General features: G+C 55.3%; 13 protein-coding genes. 1 reads left to right on the top strand and 12 read right to left on the bottom strand.

Annotation, left to right across the window (positions count from 1 at the left end):
* Window positions 1-44 precede the first annotated feature (44 nt).
* The 12 genes from VM163_06910 to VM163_06855 all read right to left on the bottom strand — a co-directional run bounded on the left by VM163_06910 (window position 45) and on the right by VM163_06855 (window position 20,019).
* Entirely contained in the window at window positions 45-10,295 is a 10,251-nt protein-coding gene (locus tag VM163_06910; protein ID HUT03602.1) for a choice-of-anchor X domain-containing protein, read from the bottom strand.
* Between the two features lie 317 nt (window positions 10,296-10,612).
* Complete coding sequence (locus VM163_06905; GenBank protein ID HUT03601.1) at window positions 10,613-12,208, bottom strand: ATP-binding protein; 1,596 nt, start codon at window positions 12,206-12,208, stop codon at window positions 10,613-10,615.
* Window positions 12,209-12,223: 15 nt separating this feature from the next.
* Window positions 12,224-12,577 carry a hypothetical protein gene (locus VM163_06900; GenBank protein HUT03600.1) on the bottom strand — a complete coding sequence of 118 codons (354 nt, stop codon included), beginning with the start codon at window positions 12,575-12,577 and terminating at the stop codon, window positions 12,224-12,226.
* An 88-nt stretch (window positions 12,578-12,665) separates the two neighbouring features.
* A complete protein-coding gene (locus tag VM163_06895; GenBank protein ID HUT03599.1) occupies window positions 12,666-12,941 on the bottom strand; it encodes a hypothetical protein in 276 nt (91 codons plus the stop codon).
* Window positions 12,942-13,159: 218 nt separating this feature from the next.
* Entirely contained in the window at window positions 13,160-13,816 is a 657-nt protein-coding gene (locus tag VM163_06890) for a hypothetical protein (GenBank protein ID HUT03598.1), read from the bottom strand.
* Between the two features lies 1 nt (window position 13,817).
* Window positions 13,818-14,684: a hypothetical protein gene (locus VM163_06885; GenBank protein HUT03597.1), complete on the bottom strand. Its 867-nt coding sequence runs from the start codon at window positions 14,682-14,684 to the stop codon at window positions 13,818-13,820.
* A 15-nt stretch (window positions 14,685-14,699) separates the two neighbouring features.
* Window positions 14,700-15,383, bottom strand: a complete 684-nt coding sequence (locus VM163_06880) for a hypothetical protein (GenBank protein HUT03596.1) — start codon at window positions 15,381-15,383, stop codon at window positions 14,700-14,702.
* Window positions 15,384-15,436: 53 nt separating this feature from the next.
* Complete coding sequence (locus VM163_06875; protein ID HUT03595.1) at window positions 15,437-16,657, bottom strand: fibronectin type III domain-containing protein; 1,221 nt, start codon at window positions 16,655-16,657, stop codon at window positions 15,437-15,439.
* A 7-nt stretch (window positions 16,658-16,664) separates the two neighbouring features.
* The gene (locus VM163_06870) at window positions 16,665-17,300 is read right to left on the bottom strand and encodes a hypothetical protein (protein HUT03594.1); all 636 of its coding nucleotides are present in this window, start codon (window positions 17,298-17,300) and stop codon (window positions 16,665-16,667) included.
* Window positions 17,297-18,163, bottom strand: a complete 867-nt coding sequence (locus VM163_06865; GenBank protein HUT03593.1) for a hypothetical protein — start codon at window positions 18,161-18,163, stop codon at window positions 17,297-17,299. Before VM163_06865 ends, VM163_06870 begins: the two co-directional genes overlap by 4 nt.
* On the bottom strand, window positions 18,156-18,797 hold the full coding sequence (locus VM163_06860) for a hypothetical protein (GenBank protein ID HUT03592.1): 642 nt from the start codon (window positions 18,795-18,797) through the stop codon (window positions 18,156-18,158). The genes VM163_06865 and VM163_06860 overlap by 8 nt, the downstream gene beginning before the upstream one ends.
* Before the next feature lie 13 nt (window positions 18,798-18,810).
* The gene (locus tag VM163_06855; protein HUT03591.1) at window positions 18,811-20,019 is read right to left on the bottom strand and encodes a fibronectin type III domain-containing protein; all 1,209 of its coding nucleotides are present in this window, start codon (window positions 20,017-20,019) and stop codon (window positions 18,811-18,813) included.
* A gap of 734 nt (window positions 20,020-20,753) precedes the next feature.
* On the opposite strand from VM163_06855, the gene VM163_06850 reads away from it, so the two are divergent.
* Complete coding sequence (locus tag VM163_06850) at window positions 20,754-22,748, top strand: glycosyltransferase family 39 protein (GenBank protein HUT03590.1); 1,995 nt, start codon at window positions 20,754-20,756, stop codon at window positions 22,746-22,748.
* Window positions 22,749-22,997 lie beyond the last annotated feature (249 nt).

Here is a 22,997-nt window from a genome sequence, read left to right as displayed (position 1 = left end):
GTTACAATCCCTCCATCGGAATCTTCAAACAAACCCCGCCGTCATTACTCGACGTGGAAGTATGGCCAAACCAAACTCTCATTACCGTAAATGTCCGTAGCAACCAGCTTGAGTATGTAGTCTCCAGCCTGAAGGTCCACGCTGAGATCATCCAACTTCAAGACGAAAGTGCCGTCTTGGGCCACATCACCATAGACGCCAGTTGCCTCGTCATCCTTCAGGAACAGGCCGTCCATTATTGGCTCGCCGTTGGGAAGCAGAAGCTCCACACTGTCAATGCGTCCCCAACCGAGCCTGCCCATGGCGCTCTCGTCGTTGCGGACTCTCGCATAGACCATGAGTCTGCCGCCCTGCGTCGTCAGGAAAGTGTACTCCCAGCCGCCGAAGCCTGCCGCCCTTATCCACGGCCGCTGCACGTCCGAAGGCGCGGCCTTGGTTCTGGTCCCGCGCTTGGCTGGAATATCTACTATGGCACGGGTGGAGCCCATCTGATCGACGATCGAGGTCGTGTTATGATTAAACGCCAAGTAGCCATCAGACGGCGTGCCTGTGAAGCTACTATACTCATCAACCCTGAGATATGGCCAAGGCGTGCTCTCATAACCAATGCTGTCAACCACATTGACCGTTACTATATAGTCACCGGGCGGAACGAATCCCTCGAACGTGTACTGGAAGGAATACACGCCGTCTCCGGCGACCATGTCGCCAACCACACCCTCGTCGTTCATCATGCCCCAGTCAATCGGCCCGAAATCATCACCCTGGATCTTTATCTCAACGCGGGAAATATCGTCATCGCCCTCCGGATCGCCGACCTCCGCAAAAGCCTTGAACGGCCCACCTCTCGCGCTCGAGATCTCGCTATACTCAAGCGTAACGATCTTAACAACAGGTGGGTAGCCAGCGCTGCCGATAAGGTCTGTATAGGACGGTGGCGGCGCATCGCCGTCGTCCCCCTCCACCGTGAAAACTATCCGGCCGTTGACGTCGCCGTACTTCTTCGGCGAGAACGACACGTCCAGGCTGTAGCTGTCCTGACCATCGATCTGAAGCGGCAGGGTGAGCGTCGCCGGCAGCGAGAAGTGTGGCACACCGCTCACTATGTCGATCTTGCTGACCGTCAGGACCTGGTAGCCAATGTTCTGGATCAAGAGCGTTTGGACATCCGGGCCGCCGTCCTTTGGAGTTCTGTTGAACTCGAGCGTCTCCGGAACCCGCATTCTGGAGTAGCAGCCAGCCGTCTTGAAGCTCCACATCGCCGGCACCATGCTGTTGCCCTCGAGGTCTCTACACTCAGCTCTGACCGTGACGCTCTCGCAGTGCTCAAAGCTCGCCTGGCATTTGATGATCGCCACATACGGCGCCATCACCCAGGTAACCTGTACATTGGCCTGAGGCTGATTATTGAACGACATCACAACGGAAGTCTCATCGATGCCTGAGTTGAACTCGATGCCGGCCTCGGGGTTCGGCTCATCCTTCACCACGAGCGAGACGACTGTGTCAATCGCGACTTCTTGCGAGCCAGGCCTCGGCGCGAAGTTGACCGTGCTGTAGGTCGGCGGGACAGTGTCCTCAAGCGTGAACCTATAGCTTTCGGTCTTCGTATTGGCCGGCGCAGCAAGGTCGCTTGCGCCAAGCTCGACATCCACTATTGTGTTGGGCGAGAAGTCCCCTGTCGGCTGATACATCACCGAGAAGCCCTGACTGATCGGCATAATTGTCATCATCTGCTGATCGACGTCCATCCATTGATCGAGCGGCTTGATGCGCATTGAGATGGAGCTTGCGCTAACGCCCTCCTCATCGTCAAGGACGTCGAAAGAGACATCAGTGTTAGGCCTGACGCCCGTCTCACCCCTATCGGGGTGCAGATTCGTGAAATAAGGTTTGTTGGCGTCGGGGTTGGTCTTGAAACTCCAACAATATGTCTCCATCCAATTCGGACCCGTAACCTCGTCGCCGCCAAGGTCGGCCGCTCGTACGCACACGGTAAGGTCCTGATCGTATGTAAGCGTCTGCCCGATCGGGGCGATTATGCGGTAGCCAACGTATCCATCAGGATGCATCCACGGCTCAAGCGTCAGAGCATCCCAGGCGACCGGCTTCCCATCGATAGTTACTTCAATCGAGTCCGGGTCCACCCCACTCTTAGTATCGAAAACGATGACGCTCACCGACTCGACGTTGGGGTCAACGTCCTCTTGGCCCACGCTCGGCCGCTCAGAACCCTCATAGACCATGGGCGGATCGGCGTCAATCTCGGTATAGAACGAGTACTCAAGGATGCTGCGATTGGGCTCTGGGAAAGCAAAGTCAGCTGCAATAACCTTAACCGTTACTTTCTCGTAATACCCAAATCGTGGAGATGGCTGATAGGCAATCGCGTAGCCCGAAGCCTTCTCATCCTCGTCATACTTCGGGACCGTTGACACACCAGACACATCCCCGCCTACGCCACTGAATATCAGCCCACCGTTGACGTACATCTGCACCGTGTCGCCGTCAACGCCAGTGCCGGTATCGAGCACATCAAACTCGACTGGCCCGTAAACGCTGCCGTTATGCGAGTTCTTGGGCGGGACCTGATTCGCCAGGAACGGCGCCGAAGTATCCCGCTCCACGGTGGTGAACACGAACGAGGCCGAGCCGTGGTTGCCCAGACCGTCCCTCTTTGACAAGAACAGGTCTGTTGCCTGGATCTCGACGTCAACTACCTGCCCATATCCAAACTGCTGGTCCGGCTGGTACTGAACGCCGTAGCCAGCCTGCACACCGCCCGAATTGACCAGGACATACGAGGGCATCAGCACGGAGCCTGTCGCCGTCCGCTGGATGTAGCCGGCGTCTGTGAAGAGGTTGTAGCCGTCGGGGACCTCCGGGTCTATCTTGTAAACCATATCGGCGTCCGAATCAGCGACCCAGCACTGCCCCACGTGGCCCCCAAGGTCTCTTAACGACGCTACGCTCACCTTGGCAGGCGAGACGAAGCCATTGACCGTAGCCTCCACCGTGCCGTCAGGCGCAATCTTGACCACCTGACCGGTCCCTGAAAGCGCCGCCCATGCCTCGCCGGTGACGTGGTTCACCGCAACGCCAGTCGGATAGCTGTCGGGGTCCAGATTCACCTTGATATCCATCTCGGGATAGTTCCTGACGTTCACGTCGTAGCCGTCAGGGACATCGCTCAGAAGCTTGACCACGCGGTCATTCCCACTGTCGGCAACCCAGATCGCCCCTTGATAGTAATCAACCGCAATGCACGACGGGCGGTCAAAACCGTGTATTCTCTTGAGTATCGCGGTACCGCCGGCAGATAGTTTCACAACATCACCGTTCCCTGTGTCAGCAACCCAGCACGCACCTTCCTCTGCCAGCGGAAACGGATAGCTGTTTACTGCTATGTGACGAGGCGCAGAAAAAGGACTCTCGACGCCATCAGCACCGCCAATCGCAGTATGGTAGCCAACGGAGACCGCGAGGTCATAGACCGTCCCATAACTCTCGATATCTTTCGCCAGCCGCAAAACACGATCATTGCCGGTGTCAGTTACCCAACAGTTACCTCTGACCCAATCAACAGCCAGGCTAGTCGGGCCGTCAAATCCAACGATCCGGCACTCCTCCTGGGCCTCGTAGTAGTTGATCACGTAGCTGTCGCCTGGCGTGGCAGTTACGAGGCTACTGACCGTCAGTGATGTGGATGTATTACTCGCTATCTCATACCACTGGGGGAATGGCTGAGCGGTGCTGGGGTTCACCGAATAGCCAACGAGCGCTCCGGGCGTCCAGTTGGCCGTGTTGTCGGTTAGTGTCGTCGAGCCAGTCAGATCCGCCTGAACGCTGGTCCAGGTGCCCGAAAGCGACGAGAGCATCTTGAGCTTGACAACCTCGTTGTTGCCCGTATCGGCCACCCACAACGTCTTGGTTGTGGGATCGATCGCAAGCCCTTCCGGCCTGTAGAAACCGCGCCCCGCTATCCTGGAGACCTCATTCATCGTCTCCCCGCCCAGCTCCAGAATCCTGTCATTATAGGTGTCAACCACCCAACACTCCGAGAGCTCGTCAGCAACAAAATCACCGTAGGTTTTCGTGTAACACGGCGCTATGACAAGGTCTTCCCAGGGAACCTCGCTGCCGTTTATGCTCATTGAGATCGTCCGCGGATCAATCCCATAAACCGAGGATATCTTGGCAGTGATCCCAGTATCTGGGTCGACATGTTTCGCACCGTCTATCCAGTAATAGTCAGGTGTAGCGAGCTTTGTTCGATCGGGATCACCGCTTACTAACAGCGCCGTTTGGGTGTTGTCGATTATCTCAAAGCTGCTGCTGTTGCCTCCGTAGAGGACCTTGCCTTGATATTGATGAACGACCCAGCCTGCGTGTTCATCAACAAACCAGAACTGGGTGTCCGACTCTGGCGTTACGTAGGAGGAAATACCGGCATAGCCGCCCGGCCTCACGTCAAATCCTAGAGACTCGTCCCTGGGGTTGATCGCCGAGACCGGATCGTCAGTTCTATCGTATTCAGAGCCGTCGCATTCGCCGTCCTTGTCAGTGTCTGGGTCAGTTGGATTGGTGTGAAGCAGGAACTCCTCATAGTTGGTCAGACCATCATTATCATAATCGAGGTCGTCGTTGTAGGTGTCGTCAACCGTCGACTTAAGGCCATACTGCTCCTCCCATCTGTCCGGCATCTTGTCAATGCCCAGGTTCATCGCAGAGTAAAGCGTTATGCCAACTACTTTCGAGTAATCGCTGCTGTTGCCATAGGCATCGATGGCCTTTATGAAGTAGTAATAGGTTACGCCAGGCTGCACAGCTGTGCTATCCACCCAATACGGCCCAGGATCGTAGATGCCGTTGCCGTTCCAGTCCTTGAACACCTCGCCTAGGTCCCACGTCCCATTGCCGTTCGCATCCGTGAATGCCTCCGGAGGACCAATATTGAAGATCAACGAGGCGGACGTATCGGTGGCCCAATTGAGAGTCTCAACCGGCTCTCTCGGAATCTGGCTCGGATCATCTGTTCTGAAGATCGCATAGCCCGCATCTGTGCAATACTGAAAGTCACGCTCACGGTTTATGTCCCAATCAAGCCTTATCGCATTACCTAGCTGAACCGTCGTGATCGTAGCCCTAACGCCCTGAGGCGCTTCAGGCAGAGAGATGTCAATCATCAAAGGCTTAGAGGCATAAACGTGCCCTACGTTACCACTGCTTGTGTCCTCAAGATAACCAACAACGTCCGCAAGAATGTCATCCCCCTCTTTGACAGTATATGTTCCGACATAAACACCGTCGCCCGCCGCGCCGTCCTTGTGCATACCATCGTCGAACATCCGGATATTGCTCTCGAAGAATCTCTGCACGCTCGCAAAACCATACGTTTGGTAGCCGTCGCCCATGTTGATCTGACCCGCCACGTTGCGGTCCAGAACAATGACGTTCGTGGAGTTACCTATGATATGGTAAACATCGGTGCCGTTGATAAGGAGCTTCAGACCCGCGAGCGAGCCGATCTCGAAGTCCGCTGTCAGGTCTATGATCGTGTCCCCCATGACGGCACTGACGGAGCCAGAAATCCTATTGCGATTAACCTTCTCGAAGTTGAAGCTTGCGATCTGCCCCGGAGCCGCAGTCATGACGACCTCAACCGTCTCGCCAGGGTTAAGCATTACGTTAGACGCATCTCTGACCACCTCATACGGGTCGCCGACCTTCGCCACTGTCCGAAGATTGCCATCCACGGTGATGCTCGTTACCGCGTTGCTGATTATCTCAAATGTCTTGGACTGGTTGGTGTTCGGGTTAAGCTTCAATCCAGAAAGGCTGCCCGGCACAAAGAGCGCGTTTTCGTCAATCAGTGTGCTCGTCAGAAGCGCGGTAGAATCTCCTGAGAGCTTGTTGTAATGAACGACCCCATAGATCTTAGGGTTCTCGCAGAACGATGTCCGCCACGTATAGAGACAAGGCGATACGTACTCAGCCGCCGGAGGAGGAGCCGACCCGTAGGTAACCGCGCCCGTCATTGTCAGCTCGAACGGGATTGGCGAGCCATCATAGTTATTGGCAATCTGGACCTCGAACTCTGGTTCAGCATCGAACGGCGTCCCCTCGTCCCCGGGCAGTATGCTCAAATAGTTCCTCGCAGCGCCCGAAATAAGCTGGCCGCCGCCGGCGAGCGTAACCAAGGGGTTGTCGACCGACATCTGCGCTATCAGCTGGCCCGTCGGGCCGTTGTTGCCGATCGGCAAGCAGCTCTCGTTACGCAGCCTTATTAAGAGCTCAATTCGCTCCCCAGCCTGCATGACGCCATCGCCGTTACTGTAAATGCTTGTTCCGCTGTAGCCATACCTATCGTCATCAATCACAGGAGGCATAACAGTCGGCTGATCGATCCTGAAGAGCTTCACCCTAAACGAATCATCATAGGAATCGCCACCCCAACTGTCGAACACCTTGGTGTAGAACGTTACGTCGTAACCATTCGTGTAGCAGGGGACCTGCTCGGAGACCCTGAACTTGAAAGCGTATCGCTCCGCCTCCTGCGCGGTGAGACCGGACCCGGGCGGAACCGCGATCAGCGTCCTGCCGCTCGGGACGTTGTCGAACATCGTCAGGTTGTTTCCGATAAGCGTTACATACGGGTCATACTCTGATATGAGGGCAGAAACGCTGAGTGCGTCTCTTACGCTCTTGTTGGTCAAGATCAGATAACCTGTAACGACCTCGCCGGGCTCAATGACACAGTAAAGGTCCTGAGATTCGAGGTCATCAGGCAAATAGTTCGACTTCCAACTCCTGGGGTCCCGGTTGGTCATAGGCGGCTCAAGGTAGAGCGTGTCTGCTCCGTCGTAGATGCCGTTGCCGTTGGAGTCCCAGTAAGGCTCCCCATCGCCATTCACGAGAAGCGGGTAGCTCCCCATTGCCATGCCGCTCGCCCAAACGTCAGGGTCATTGCACTCCGCACGGCCGGTTGTGTCGCCCGGAATCCTCGGCTCAAGTATGGTGTGCCTGGAAGGCGAAACGCTCCAGCGCCTCGCCTTGCCTGTAACGGAGTCGTCGCCGTCGCTGTCGTAGATAACGAAACTGTTGAATGAGGCTGTTCCGCCCTCGGTAATGTCCGCGGAAAGGAACGTCAGGGTCGGATTAGCATCGTATGTGCAGTTGTGGTTGACGTCCTTATATGGAGTGCCGGCGTCGAACGCTCCTGGAGGCGGCTGGCACTCACAAGTTATCGACCCGCCAACAAAATGCGGCGCCGACGGCGGAGGCGGTTGATCAGGCGTCAGGCCAGCCTTGAAATCTTTCCAGCTCCGAACCCAAGTAGAGGAATAAAACGGCTCCGGGTTATAGGCCTGAGTGATGAAGTAATGCTCTCCTGCGTTCAGAGCACCCATCTGGCCGACCGGGTCGAGCGCTATGGCAGAGCCAACGAACGCCGAATCGTCTGTGATGTGACAACTCTCTCTCAGAATCCCCGCGTCTTCGTCGGCGGCGCTTCCAGTAACGATCTGATATCTACAACCCTTCCAGGCAACGTCCCCTGCTGGCTCAATGTAGTAATCACGGACGCTACCGGTGAGCACACCGTTCTCAAACGGGGTGGTTTCGTGCACCAGAAGCGGGCGCCACCAATAGTCCAGGACATCGTTGTAGTCGCCCTTGGCAGTCGCAACAACATCTGGATCGATACCATAGACCCCGGGACGAATCGCGCTGTTGTTAAGCCTGACCATAACCTCGTCCCCGGCGGTCCACTGACCCCTTGTTCTCGGCAGCCCCGCCGTGTAACCGTTGGGATCACCGGGATCGTTTCCCTGATACGTCCAGCAACGGTCCAGACCCATCTGATCAGAGCTCGGCGCCTGGTCCGAACCGGTGCCCCAAGGCCTGTAAACCGTGTAGTCAATCGGCGCAGTACCCCCCAGCAGGCCAAGGTCCTCCGGAGGCGGATAGTCCCTCCTGTCAACGCCGATATGCCCGTTGCTGCTGGCCGGAAGCTCGAGCTGCACCAGAGTCGATTGAGGCACAGCTAATAAACCACCTTGGACCGTATAGGACTCGATGCGATACGCCTGCGGAGGCCTGTCCTCGACCATAGCCCCGCCCGCCCAGTAAGCAAGATCGGAAACGTCCGGATTAAGAAAACATCCCACAAACATCTCGCCGACCTGGTCCGCCAGAGTACCCGAAGCAGCCCAATAGGCAAACGACTTGTGCCTCGGGAAGAGACCACCCCTGAAGTCCGTCGCGTTGTCAGTCAGATTGAAAGCGAGCGTAACGGTATCCTTCGCTACGCCGTCCGTGCTGGCCGCAGGATCGCTGCCCCATCCCGGGGCCTCGTATGGCACGCCTATGACGCGCGAGATCGAGAGCGGATTCCCGTTTTGGATCGTCACCACACACACAATCGGGTCAAGTGGGTTGCTGTTGCCAGGATAGGGGTCTCGACCGTTCTGCTCCACGTAAAGATAAACGATGAACCAGCCCGCAGGAAGCCGGCCCCTGTCGAGCTCCATCTTAAACGTCTGCGGCTCCATCAGCACCTGCCCCGTCACACGCGAGAACGAGATCGCAGACATCGGGAACCAATCACGAATGTAGTAATAGGAACCTGCGCCAGAGCTATTGGCCACCTGGCCCTCCGAATTGCGGCCAATCCTAGTCGGGTCCCGGTCAACCGTCAGGCTCGTGCGATCGTTGGACGTTATCACGAAATCGTCATACTCAATGCGACCGAATTGGCCTTCTCCGCTGGCATCCTTCTCGCCCTCACCGTAGTCCCAAACGCCATCGCCGTTGTCATCATGCCACTCATAACGACCGTTACCATTCAAATCATGGAAGCGCTCCGCTATCGTGATCTGTTTGCCAACGAGCTCGTTCGGCTCCCAACTCGCAGTCGTGTCAATCAGCCCCACCTGCGCCTTTGCGTTGGCCAAACCACCCTCCTCGGCGACTATCTTCGCATTGGTGAAGCGGCCAGCCCAGAGATATTGGCCGAACATCCGCACCCCCCTGGGGTCCCAATAATACACGTCCGCATAAATGGACCAGTCCACCGGCTTGGTCTTCGTCGTGTTCTCCAGAACAAAAACGACCTCGTTTGTATCCTGACCCATCGTTACGTTCCCAGGCGAGACCGTCAGAATATCGTTCGACGTTACTGTGAGATCGATCGGCGAGACATCCACCTCGTTTGAACGAAGCGTCTTGTAAGTCATGATCGAGGTCTGAACGTTCGCCTCAACCTGATACTTGTATGTCTGCCCGTTCAACGGGTTTGGCGTGCCAGGCTCCGCGTTATCCGGATCGGTAAACGTCGTGGAGGAATAGTTGGCCGCTATACAAACGCCATTTCGATAAACATCGTAAGAAACCTGCGCCTCGAAACCTGCGGCGACCTCTGACCAGCTGAGTTCGACCTCGTTACCGGTCCCTACCACTACCCTCGAAAGGGAATCACGAGTGGCGATATTCTTCACGCCCAGCCTCGGTGGGGTCAGCATCGGGTAAATAACCCAGAACCTATCCCCGGCGTTTGCTATCGACTGGAGTTGAGCGCCTTCTTCAACATATATGACGTTAAGCGTATTCCCGACGATGAGAAACGTCTGAGTCTGCTCGATATTAGGGTTTACATACAGGCCAACCAATGCCTGATCCGACCAAGCAGCACTCTTGTCAACTATGGTCTCAGCACCAACGCTCGTCACCGTGCCCAAGTATCCAACGCCCACGTAAAACGTTCTGGTGGCCGGGTCAGGATCGATGTTGCCTGAAGGGTCCTTCGCCCGCACCTTGAACGTGTAAGAAACGTCATAGTTCGGGACCGGCTGCACGAGCACGGACTCGGGAACCTCGAGAACACAATACAACTGATTGGCAAACGACGACCAAGTGCTGGTGAACGGGTTGAAATACGAGAATCCCATCTTCCCGACGTTGTTGTCCTTCTCGAGCCCGTCCGTGATGGAGTTGTCAACCGCAGAGTAACAGAACATCACGTGCTTTGAAGTTACTACACCGCCCTCCGGGACGAAGACGTTCACGTCCCAAAGCCCATTTCTGTTGATGTCAACGAACGGCTCGCCAGGATCATAACGTCCGTTAAAGTCATCATCGAAATAGGGCTCATAAACCTCGTTACCGCTACCCATTATGTAGGTCTCGGGTGCTATCTGATCGCCCCTTGACGACGCCGAGGCACCACTTGCACCGAACAACATTACGAGAGCGCAAAGCCCGACGGCGGATCGTAAGAACCATCCCCGCTTTAGCATTGCCTTCCTCCTTTATTGACTATCTAAACAGGCTCCAGCAAGAGAGCAACTTCCCACAAACCCTAAAAACAAGAATCCACAATATAATCCACCACGCAAGATGCGCCGCAAACAACGCTATTATGCGAGGCGCCTAAAACTCGTCATTGAACCAAACATTAAGACTTGAGAATATAGAGGAGACCTTCACACATGTCAACCGTGTATATCAAAGTGAATCGACCAGCTCGTTGAACCAACGCCTAATGCTCTCGCCTAACCCCCAGCTTCAGCCCACCGCTTACCTACCAATGCGCCTATCAGCCGCCTGTTACGCCCTAACTCAACTCTATTGGGAGCGTGATCACGAACCTGGAGTACTCGCCAGGCTTTGAACTCAGCTCGATGCTACCTCCATGCTTCTCGATTATTCCCGCCGAAACTGAAAGCCCAAGGCCCACTCCCCCGCCAACCGGCTTAGTCGTGAAGAACGGGTCGAAAACCTTCGTCGAATCATCCGTTTCAACGCCGACTCCGTTATCCTCAATGCTTATCTTGACAACAGAATCCTCCCCCTGAGTCGTGATCTTGATCACAGGCTCGAAATCTGGGTCCTGCCTCCGCTTCGTCGAAACCGCCTCGATACTATTGATGAGAAGATTGGTTATCACCTGGTTGACCTCCGCGGCGTAACACTCAACCTCTGGCAATCCCTCGTAATAACGTGTTTCAAGGCGTATTTTTGAGCCCCTAAACTCATAATCCAAAAGCGAAGTTACTAGCCTCAACTGGTCATTGATCTGCACCGGCTCGACCTCTGGCTTCTGCATCCTCGAGTAGTCAACGAGGTCCTGAACGATCTTCTCGATCTTGTGCACTTCCTTGACGCATGGCACGACGAATCTATTCAACTTGCGCAGATAATAGTCAATGCCCCTACCCTCTCGAGACTCCTGCGCGATAAGCCCCAGTCGTTGTTTGATGACCTCCGGATCATCCAAATCATGAAGCGCTCGATATCCGCGGAAAATATTATCTACATGCCAGAAATAGTCCCCAAAAAGCTTGAGCTTCGGCCCAAGCACCGAGAGCGGATTGGCGATGTTGTGCGTCAGACCAGCCGCTATCTTGCCCAGCGCAGCCAGCTTCTCTGACTGCAAGAGATGTTCATGCGTGCGACCTAGCTGCTCAAGCGCATTCTCGAGCTGAACCGTCCTTTCGCGAACGTTCTCCTCTAGCTTCACATTGACGTCCTTTATGGCCCTCTGCATTTGCTTTATCTCGGTTATGTCGCGCGCCACTCGAACACAGGCCAATACTTGGCCGTCTCCTGAAATAACCGGGGACACGACGATATCTAGAACTCGCTTTGCCCCGTCCCCGTCCTCAGAAACTTCCTCGCCTCGAGAGAGCAGCCCGCTCTTAAAGGTGGCAAGGGCAAGCTGTGCGCTGACGCTCGGACCTTCGGCGCTCTTCGCGCCAGGATCGTCTTTGGGATGAGACAGATCGCTCGAGGCAATGTTGGAATAGATGACGCGAAAATCGGGCCCAATAACATCAAACCTGTCGCCCATTGCCCCAAGCGACGACTCTAAAATCCGCTTGGCCGTCTGAGAAGCCCCGAACGCCCTCAGAAGCTCGTCTTGCTTGTAGGAAATGAACTGGTGCGCAGCAACCGCGAACAAGAACGTGAAGGCCAAGCTTATGTAATCAAATCTGGCAAAGACGGCGGCAAAGGGACCAAACCCAACCCAGATGTCCACGATGTCCCTGAAAACGACCAAGAACTCCGCCGCCAGGGCGCCCGTCAGCAACAGCCAAACGCGCCCAGACCTCCCCGTCATCACGAAATTGACGAGGCAGACGATTATCGCAGAGAATATGCTCAGCGCACTCGCAAACTGAGCAACCTTTATGAAAAGTGGGACTTCCATTTCTTAAGAGCTACATCACTGAAATATGTTTAGCCGTCTGTACGACCAGAAAATGAGAACAAGAAGCATTATGCACCCGAGCGCCATCGTCAGGTAGTTCAGAAGATAGAACACGTCCGCAACTGCGCTCTCCGGCCGGAGAAAGCGCCTGCCCGTCCGGAACAACTCGCTCCCGAAAAAAAGCGACGTAACAACAAGAAAATGCCACCACCACCGCCGGGTGTCTCTGGCAAGCCCCTTGGTCCGAAGAGCTTTGACCACAAACGCAACCGTTACAAGAATAAAAATGAGACAGATCACATCCCGAAGCGGAATGGTGCCGAATACAACCGTTACTATGCTGCTGACGAAATCGAATAGCGGTCTCAAACTCCCTTACTCCTCAGCAAACGACTTCCTCGACAAAGAAATGACAACGGACGAAAGGAGCGCCCCCAACAGAAAGACCGGTCTTGGGCTATGGATTTAGAATGCAATACACATAAATAATGATGCCGGCGATAACTGCCGCTAGGAGGGCGATGACTAGAATGGTGTTGAGTTCCTTCCTACGCCTCTGCTTGATATCATGCCACTCCGCCGCCACATCCTGCTCGTCCTGATGCCGCACCAACTCCCTGAGATCGATCAGCATCCCGCAGCCGGGACACTCGACGATTTCTTGGGGAGGACCCTCACCAGACTCCTTCAACGGAACCTTAACCCTGCAATTAGGGCACACTATCTCCGCCATCAACTCCTCCAGACTACCTAATTAGCGCTCAGGGTTCCCAATTGCCTCAAACCAACCACATAAAATATGCCCAACTCCTGCTGCCATGTCAATCAAAACCGATGAACCGAAGCAGGCGCATTGGCCAATATGCAGCCCTGAATCACTCATCCAAAGCACCTTGTAGTGATAGCCTGATGGCAAAACTGCCACACCCTAAGCGTCAGCTCAGAAGCGTTCTACCCGAAAATGAAGTGGTAGGTGCCTTTGCCCCAGTCGTTGATGAGGAAGTTGAGCCGGCCAATCAGAAGCGAGACACGGGCCATGACTGTGTAGCCAAACGAGGCGCCGAAGCCGACCATAATGAAAACGACGCCGACTCTTGCGGTCCCACCGAGAACGCCCTTATGCTCCTTTGAGAAGAAAAAGAAAACGAGCGTCGCGATCGTTCCCGCGAGAATAATGAAGCTACAGACGCCAGCCCAAAGGCTCGGCTGGTCAAAGAGGTTTATCATTGAGGCCTTGGTCTGCTCAATGAGCCTGGCCTCAATAGTGTAAGGAATTGCGGTGCCACAGCCTATTCCCATTACAAGTGCGATCGTGAATCGACTCAGCCAGTTGTATTTCCGGCTGATCCTGAGAAGAAACAGAAGACCCAGGGCAAAGGGGATCAGCCGAAGGAGGTTGATCGGTTCTTCACCAGATTTGCTGAGGGGCTCGAAGAGGTAGGGATGTAAGCCCTGAAACCAGTTGATTGTGAAGATATAGCCGACAGATACGCCGACGACGAGGTGTTCAGCGATCTTATAGAAAACGTTGTCCTTATATAGGAACGAGTAGATGCTGAGCGTAAGATATGCCGCAACCCAGGCCCAGAAGAGTTCCATGCCAGTCATACTACGAACCCCCCGCCCGTTCTCGACCGGCGGCCTGAGCGGTTTGTCCTTGGCGCCTCGTTGCGAAATAGGCTATATTACCGAGAGCGATCAGGATGATGATCAGGATATGAACGACCGATTGGGCGTCCATGCCAATGGTAGCATTCCCGGGCCAATCGATGAGCTGCTCGTATTCAGCTGCCCCACTGAGGCCACCCAGCAGCCCCACTAACTGCCCCGAATTCAGATACGGATAGGCGTCGCTTGCCATGACCGCGGTGACTCCAGCGCCTACATCACATCCGTATTTCTGGTGCGCAAACATGATCCAGGCCTCATAAGCGGCGCTGCCAGTGAAATCGATCATCAAAGCGATGTCATCATAGTTCTTGACACCATTGAGCATTTCCAGGTCAGAGCTCTGCCTCCCATAGCCGTCTGTTGGAAAGGTGTCGTGAAAGTCCTCTCCGATTCCCATCATCACCAAAGTTACTCCCGGCTTATAGCCCATGTACACGTAATCCTTGCCGTATGACGAGCCAGGGAACTCCTTCCCAACGGTCTCGACTGCGTCTCTGGCGAGGCCTGATCCCGTTGGGTAAAGATTCAACACGATCACCGGCACGCCTCTTTTCAAGCAATGCCTCAGAACCGCAAGTGTCATAGGTCGAAGCTCAGGCACGGTGGATGGATCATAATCAACAGAGACGAGAATCGGTCGGCCCCCGGCCGGGACCTGGTCTACTGCCCGATGAAGATTCCTTACTGGCTTACTAACGCTGATCGGAAGATTGAGCGGCGCTATTAGCGGCGCGATCACAGCCAGCGCAACCAGAATGAAGACTATTCGTCTATCCATCCTGAGTAAGAAACGCCAGAAGCTCATGAAATCAACCTTCTCTCAGTCTTTCATGCCCAAATAAGTGCGCTCAATCCCCAGCATGATCTTCAGGGCCGTTGAGGTCATGCCCAAGCCAACACCGATCATGATCCCGCGCTTTGCGGCCGTGTTCGGCACGTCGAGAATCCACGTCGTGATCTCCGATATCCCCGGAATCATCTGGCCTATGGGCACCCGGCCCAGCATCACGATTGTGGCCGCAATCAGAAGAAGCGTCGCCTCAAGGGTTCTGGCCCTGAACGCGCGAAACGCTGCCGAGGCGATGTAGAATGCGAGCAGCGAGAACATGGTGGCCTGAATCGGTATCTGAACGTTCAGGAAGATGTCCTGGAAGTTGAAAGCGTTCTCGAGCACGGTAACAAACCCGTCGCCTGTCGAACCTGAGACACATTTGCCGTGCAGCCAGATGAAAAAACCGTAGCGAGTCAGAAGGCCCGCAAGCATCATGTAGCCCAAAGCACACAGGGTTATCATGCTGAATTGCCAATTGGCGGACTTTCGCTTGATCTTCGTTGTGTGCAGCCGAACAAGGCTTATCAGCCCAATAAACAGCGCAATGCACGCAATGATTCTCGCCCAGGCAAGGGCATTAGTATAGAACCAGGTCAGCGGCGGAATAAAGCTCTGAGCCAGCATCACGATTCCGGCGACAAAGCAGATTAAGAGCGGGACCTGCCTTCTCATCTGTTGACTCTCGTGGTATTCATCCCGACTGACACCATAACGAGCTGGGCACCTTATCTAAAGATCGTTAAAGGAATATCAAACAAACTCTTGAACCCATCATATCCGGCATTCAAGGTAATTAGGCCTATCAATATACAGCCGATGAGAAACATCTTCATCCAGTCCTGACCCTTCAAACTGCCCAGAAGAAGTGGAGCTCGGCTGAGATATGCGCTCGCCGCGTAGAGCTCCTCGCCGATGAGGGTGTAATCGCACGCGGCTATGAAGAACGGGAGCTGCGCGACTGCGTCGGTGCCGGCTATCTGGATCGCTCCGGTCGATGCGCCTGTCTCGGCAAGAATTAGCGACTCGGCAAAGAACATCCCAATAAAGAGATTCGTTGCGGGCCTCTCACGGACCATGATCCCGTCAACCGCAGCGACAAAGGGAAACTGGCTCGAGGTGACGTAGAACACGTCCTGCTCGTTGTAGGCTTCCGGCTTACCTGCCGCCAGGAATCCCTCCCTAACAACCTCCTGAGCCACAGTCATAACAATCGGGTCGTAGTTCGGCACGATTATTCTCGTGTCGTATTCCGCGACAGTCCTGGCCACTCCCGACAGGATGTTGAGCGACGCTATCGTCGCGACGTCACTGATGGTGCTAATGCCCGGCACGTAGAGAATAGGCTTGCCCATCTCCGTCGCTCGGCCAACCGCCTCCTCGAGTGCATCGAGGCCGGCAATCCTACGAATGAAGAGCTTCGCGCCTTTCTTGGCCTGAACGATGAAATAGAGCAGCAGTGTTATATAAATGAGCGTGACGATCAGAGTGTTCAATCGCCCGAGGTTGAACCACTGAACTCCCGCCTGAATCGGCCCAAAGACAGTGGAGGGAGTCTCGCTCCCAACGTCCTTCGTTACAACCTGATAGTAATAACCTGCGTCGTTCTCGACTTTGCTTTCGTCCGTGACCCCGGAAGTGCCTTTTGACACCGACTTCACCGTCTCAAACGGGCCATTGGGGTCCTTTGAGCGCCGGACCTCGTATCCTATGACGTCGTTTTTGCCACCGCTATCGTCGGCCGAAAGTGTCCAGGAGAGGGTGATCGAACCACCGTCATCATCCGGCGTGTCCTTGGCGACAAGATTCGTAGCTGGGAAGGGAGGTGTGTCCGACGGGGGCGACTGACAGAGCGCTTGGCAACATAAGACCAGTGACCCGGCCAGCACACACATCGAGAGGTGCAGCAATCGCCTGCCGGCAAATGACACCGAAGCCCTTGTCAACATCCGCACCTTATATGAAACCTGCGCACTTATGTAGCAAGAAATACAACCTTCCGATCAGCAGAGAAATACGCGCCATGACCGTGTATCCAAACGAGGCGCCAAAGGACACCATGAGAAACACGATACCGATCCGAGCAACGCCACCAGTAACACCCGTATGAGCCTTTGAGAAGAAGAAATAAACAAGTCCAGATACAACACCTACTAGAAGGATCAGATTGTTGGCGAGAACATACCAGGGCTGTCCACTCGGGTCAAGCGGAACCAGTGTTGATTTTATCTGCTCCAGGAAGTTCGACTGTAAATAGGTGATGACCATCAGGCCGGACCCGGAGCCGATCATGAACGCAATCGGCCATCTAGAGAGCCACCCGATCTTCGGACACAGCCTGGTGAGCATGAATATGCCGAGCGCCAACGGAAGCAGGTATTGCCACCGCCTTGCCGCCAGCGGATCGATCAGGTTCGGCTTGACGATATTCCAATAATTATAGACGAGCCAATAGCCGGCCGAGACACCCACGAAGAGGTGCTCAGCGAACCTGTAGAAGGGGTTGTCCTTGTATAAAAAGCTGAAAATGCACAGCGTAAGCAGAGCGCCTATCCAAAGGCCGAACGTCGTGTCAAACGTCTCGAGGGTCAAGCTCTGGCCCCCATAAGCTTCTGTTTGCGCTTGCTGATAAAGAAGAACACGTTACCAATAATAATAAAGAACACGATCGCGGCGTGCGCAATCGACTGCGCATCCATACCTCTAGTTGCAGGGCCCTTCTCCCCAACTAAGAGCTCGTATTCGGCTGCGCCCTTCATGCCTCCCAACAGGCCAACAAGCTGGTTCGGGAAATACGGATAGAGCATGGGCGCTGAGACAGCGGTGCAGCCCCCACCAACTTTTCTCCCAAAGCGGCCCTGAGCAATCATTATCCAGAACGGGAGCCCGGGGTCCCCGGCAGAAAGGGCCATAACGAAATCGATGTCGGCGAAGTTTTTGACCTTCTTCATCAGCGGCAGATCGGAAAGAGGCCTGCCATCTACATCGACGGGGAAGCTCTCCCTAAAGTCCTTGCCCAGAGAGTCGATCACGACGATCCCACCGGCCTTGAACCCGAGATTCACGTAATCCACGCCATATCTCACGTTGTACCCCTTGGCGGCCTCCGAGAACGAGGCCCGCGCAAGCTGGGCTCCTTGCGGCCAAAGCGCAAGTCCAACTACTTTCAGACCTTTGCGGAAACACTGCTTAAGAAAAGCCAGGCACATCGGGCCGAGCTCGATCTCTGTCGCCGGGTCGTAATCGAACGCCATCAGCACAACCGAGCCTCGCGGCAGGCTTTCAACCTCGCGGAACAGCGCCCTCGAAGGCGGGCTGGCCTTCAAAGACAGTCCAATCGGCCAGACCATAGGGATGATCACCGCAACCGCTATGAAGACGAAGATCACCCGGCGATCGATATCTTTGAGCCTATCGACCAGAGAGCGCCGGGGCTTCGTTGGCACACTATCCACCGCCGAGATAGCTCCTTTCTATTCCCAGAATCACCCTCAAAGAAGTAGCGACAATGCCCAAGGCCGCACCCATCATGATCGCCCGCTGGCCAGCCGTATTCGGAACCGCCATGATCCAGTTGGCGAGGTCCGACATCCTGAAACCCTCAGGCATGAACCAAGTCAGGCTATCCCCGAGCGGCACCCGACCGAGCATCACAAGAAAACCGGCCACAAGAAGAAGGGCGGCATCAACTGTTCTCGCACGAAACGCGCGATACGAGGCCGAGGCGACGAAAAACGCCAATAAAGCGAACATCGTCGATTGCATAGGGACAAGGGCGTTCTGGAAAATGAAATCAAACAGAGTCTTCTCCTCGATCCCTCCAAAGAAAAACCCAGGGACCGCAATGCCGACCAGACCGGCCATGAGCACGATGCTGTAACCCCATTTGGGCCTCTTGTCCCGGACTTTCTTGAGGTGCAGCATCGTTAGGTTGCAGATGCCCAGAATCATCGCAAACCCAGCTATGACCATATATGAATTCTGGAAATAGGCCTTCATACCGTCGAACGGGTCATGCGGAATGAAGAACTGAACCACCATCGTAGCGCCGCAAATGAACGTGATGATCAGTGGTATCTCTCGCCTCATGAACCGGCCTCTCTCAGTTGACTACCAGAAGTTTTGTCAGCCAGTGAATGCCCGACAACTCGAGAATCGAGCCCACAATGATGAACGCTATGGCAAGCCCCTTGACGACGTCCTGGCCCTTCAGGCTGCCCATAAGCCGCGGGTCCTCCGTCAAATAGGCCCCGGCCGCAAACAGCTCCTCACCGATTAGGGTGTAATCACACGCCGTTACGAAGAAGGGCAGCTGCGAAGTCATCGCCGTCCCGGCTATCTGTATCGCGCCAATGGAGTGGCCTGTCTCGGCAAGTATCAAGGACTCCGCGTAGAACGCGCCCAGAAAGAAGATGGTGGCCGGCTTCTCGCGAAGCATGATGCCATCGACGCCTGCTGCAAAGCCGAACTGGTCATCTGTTATGTAACGGACCATGTCGGGATGGTAGGCCTCTAGTTTGCCCATGTCCCAGTAGGCCTCCTTTACGGTCTCCTGTGCGGCTGACATCACCACAGAGCGCGACACTGGGACGGAAAGCGGGGTCTCGTATTCCGCTGTCTTTCTGGCCACCCGACCAAGAATCGCCACACCGGCTATCGTCTGGACGTCGTCCATGTCCATGATGCCGGGTATGTATAGGACTGGCCGGCCCATCTCGGTCGCACGGCCTACCGCCTCGTCAACCGCCTGAAGCCCGGCTATCGGCCTAATATAGAGCTCCTTGCCCGAACGAGCCCTCGATATGAAGACCAGGACCGAGGCCGAGACAATGATCAGCGCAACCAACATGGTCAGGCGGTTCGAGTAAAACCACTGCGCAGACGACATAACGGGGCCCAACACGTCTGCGCCTGAGAAGGCCCCGTTGCCGGTCTGCGCGACGAGCTTATAGAAGTACCGCCGGCCGTCCTCAACCTTGTAGTCAACGTATTTGTAGCTCTTTCGGCCTGAACCGACCGTGCCGATGCACACGAAACCACTCATAGCCTCGGTAGAGCAAAAAATGGAATAGGAGCTGACGATTCCCCGGCCGTCTGTGTCATCGAAGGACGCATCCCAAGTAATCTCGATGGCCGAGCCAGCATCGTTGGGCCTGTCCCGGACCTGGGGATTCACAGGAGGCCCTGGCGCCAGATCGGACGACGGGGTCGCAAAGCCCAACCCCCCGGCCATGCTAGCGAGAACGAGAGCAAGTAAGAAAGTCCGGACTGGTCCCCGACAGGTTCCGACAATCCCTAATAAGAAATTCAACCCTTTCCCTCGATACGTTGGCAAGAACACATCAGACGTGACCAATCTAACCAAATGACCTCTATATCACTCCCCGTCAATCGCTGTCAAGACCGAGGCGGCCAATCGAAATAAGATTGGAAGTCATGGACGTTCCGTATGCAGGCTATTCAGCCATTCTAATGGGCGATCGTGGTGGTTCTGGTCGGTTTGTGAGTTGCACCCAGCGGGTGCTTTGGAGTGCAGTGGCTTGGCTCAATCTGATCCTTCGGCCCAGCTCTGCAGGACTTTTCGTATTTTTTGATTAAGGAGTGTTGTGTTGTTGGCTGTGGTTCTTGGTTTTGGTCAAGAGCAAAAGTGGAATTAGGATTGACGTGATGGTGTGTTTCGGTTCCCCGAAGGGGGGCCACAATAGTAGCCGTAGGTGGGACCTACGGAATCCGTTCACGTCGGTATGCTCGCGAGCCCGAATGGGTCGAACAGCCCGTCCACAGGGTTATGTTCAGCCCTTTCAGGGCTGTTTTCCTTTCCTCCTCTAACCCTGACCCGTAGGTTGCACCTACCGCTACTCACGTTCATCCCCTTGCGGGGATGCCGGAAGAACGCCGTCAGTTGAGCAGGCCCGGGCACGATTACGAAAACTCCTCCCCAGCTCTGCCCTTGACTCGGAATCGGCAGTTACTATCATTGCTCGCTAGTGCGCTCCGCAAGTGGCGCCGGTGGGTCACTTGATCAAATAAGGAGGTCTTGGCGATTTGGGCAAAACAAAGGCGCTCAGGTTTCGCCACGTCTGGTTGTGGTTCTTGATACTTGGATTGCTCGCCGTCCTTTATTTGCCGTCTCTTAAGTTCGACTTTTTCGGTGACGACTTCGTCTTCTACGGGTACGGAGACAAGGAGCTCGGCGACACGCTAATCAATTCTTTCTTCAGAGGGGAAAGACCGGGGCTGGAGCCAAAGGTCTCCAGGTTCTTTCGCCCGTTTGCCGATTATGTTTGGGCTCTTAAATTCGCACTGTTTGGGACACGAATCGACTATTACCACGCCGTGGCCGTCCTCATTCACTTGATCAACACTGTCCTCGTTTTCGTCTTTGCGCGGAGAGTGCTAGGCCTCGACCGTGTATGGTCCCAGTGCGCCTCGCTTCTGTTTGCGGTCTTCTGGTTCAACTTCGAGGCGGTGGCCTGGCTCTCGGCCAACAATGCTACCATCTGCACCGCATTTCTCCTGTCAGCCATTCTGTTCTCGGTCAGGTACGTGCGTCAAGGCGGCGTTGGCGCGCTGCTTGCCCTGTCTCTGTCTATGGTACTGGCGATCGCCAGCAAGGAGTTTGCGCTGGTCATGCCTCTCGTTGTAGGGCTTATCTGGTTCCTCCCCTTCGAGAGACCTGTGGAAGGGGCGAAAAGAAGGATTCTGATTGCAGTGGCGATCTCAGTTGCCCTGGTTGCTGGCTACGTGGTGCTGAGGTCTGCGCTGGCCTTTAAGACTAACATCCCGCAGACCACGCCTAGTTTCTTGCTGAGGACAGTCCATGGCTTGTTGACAATCCTTTGGTGTCCAGTTGAATACCGTTTCTTCGGGGCGCTTGGCGCGATCTTCGTTCTATTATGCGTGCTTCAGGCCAGAACACGGATTCTGGCTCTGCTAGTCTTGGTCTTGCTGAGTCCAGCCTTTCTCCAGGGATCAGCGAATAGACATGACTATCCCGCCAGCGTGGCATTCGCGCTTGTGCTGGTCTTGGTCCTAAAGACTTTCGAGGAGAGGCCCCGCTCCAGCATTACTTTGCTTCAGATCGGCCTACTCGTCGCACTGGCGTGCGGCACGTTCTACGCGTTCGTGATGCAGGGCGGCCAGAGCGTTCCGTTCGTGCTGGGGGGACTTGTGCTAGCACTCGTTCTACTATTATATGGCTGGAGAAGAGGGCGCCTCGGGGGCTCGAGCGTTGCAGTCTTTATGCTGGTGGCCCTCATCGCAGCCGGCAATCTCGGTCTGGCGATGGACTTCCCCTGGCCGTTCAGATTGGGAGGCAAGGCCAGGAGTCTGGCCAGCACAATCATCGATCAGTTGCCCGAGGGAACCGAGCCGCTCACCATAGTTGCAACCAAGCTCGAACTCGTCAAGGATGGCGAGCCAATCTTTATTGACCATGTTCGGGCTTTTGCTGTGCTCCTGTCCGGCCGAGAGCTTCGCTTCGCTCCGATTGATGAGATGCTTGACAACATCGCCGAATGCCCTGACACCAGGCTGGATGAGCACGTTATTGTCATAGGCCAGACCGATGAGAAGATATCTAGCCGTGATGACATCAGGGCGCTTCTTAAGCTGCGGCAGGCCTCTTACCGGATGCCGCCGCCGGACATGCTGTCCTTCGCATTCAACGGCACTCTCGACCAATCGGGAGCGAGGTTTGCGGCCTGCGACGTCGATCACAAAGCTGTTGGCTGCCTAGAGATGAGAGACAACCCGGTGGACACAATTGCCTATGACCTCATATCGGTCGGGTTTCTCAACCCGAACCAGTTGCCGGCGCAGCTCGCCTGGCTCGAGTGGTATCAACGTGGCAGCCAACGCCCTGTCGGCAGGGCTGTGAGAGAGATTGAGGCCGGACAGGCGGCGTTTATGCTGAGACGCCAAATCGACTGGCTCACTGCGCGAGAAGTCACCAGGATCACGACAGGTCTCGTGGGTGAAGACGGGATTCCCTTCCTCGGCGCGATCTCCATTCGCAAGCAGCCGGGGAAGCGCAGGTGACCTCTCGCGGAATCGAGGCTGCCTTTCCCGAAGCCCGCAGTTGACTTGCAGAGCCTGAAGCGGACCGGCACTCTCCCGAACGACAACTAACCGCAGCGCTGTTGATTTGACCCGGCCAAGTTCTGCATTTGAAGTTCTGCAATCGTGTGCTCGTGGTTCCAGAGGCTGTCCAATAAAGGGGTCAGCCGTGTTTCTTGTAGGGGCGATTCACGAATCGCCCACAATATGTTGTGGCGCTGGCGTCGGGCG

Source organism: bacterium (genome assembly GCA_035527515.1).
Lineage (GTDB): Bacteria > B130-G9 > B130-G9 > B130-G9 > B130-G9 > B130-G9.
Note: the sequence above shows the minus strand (reverse complement) of the source record. Positions and strands in the feature narration are given on the sequence as shown.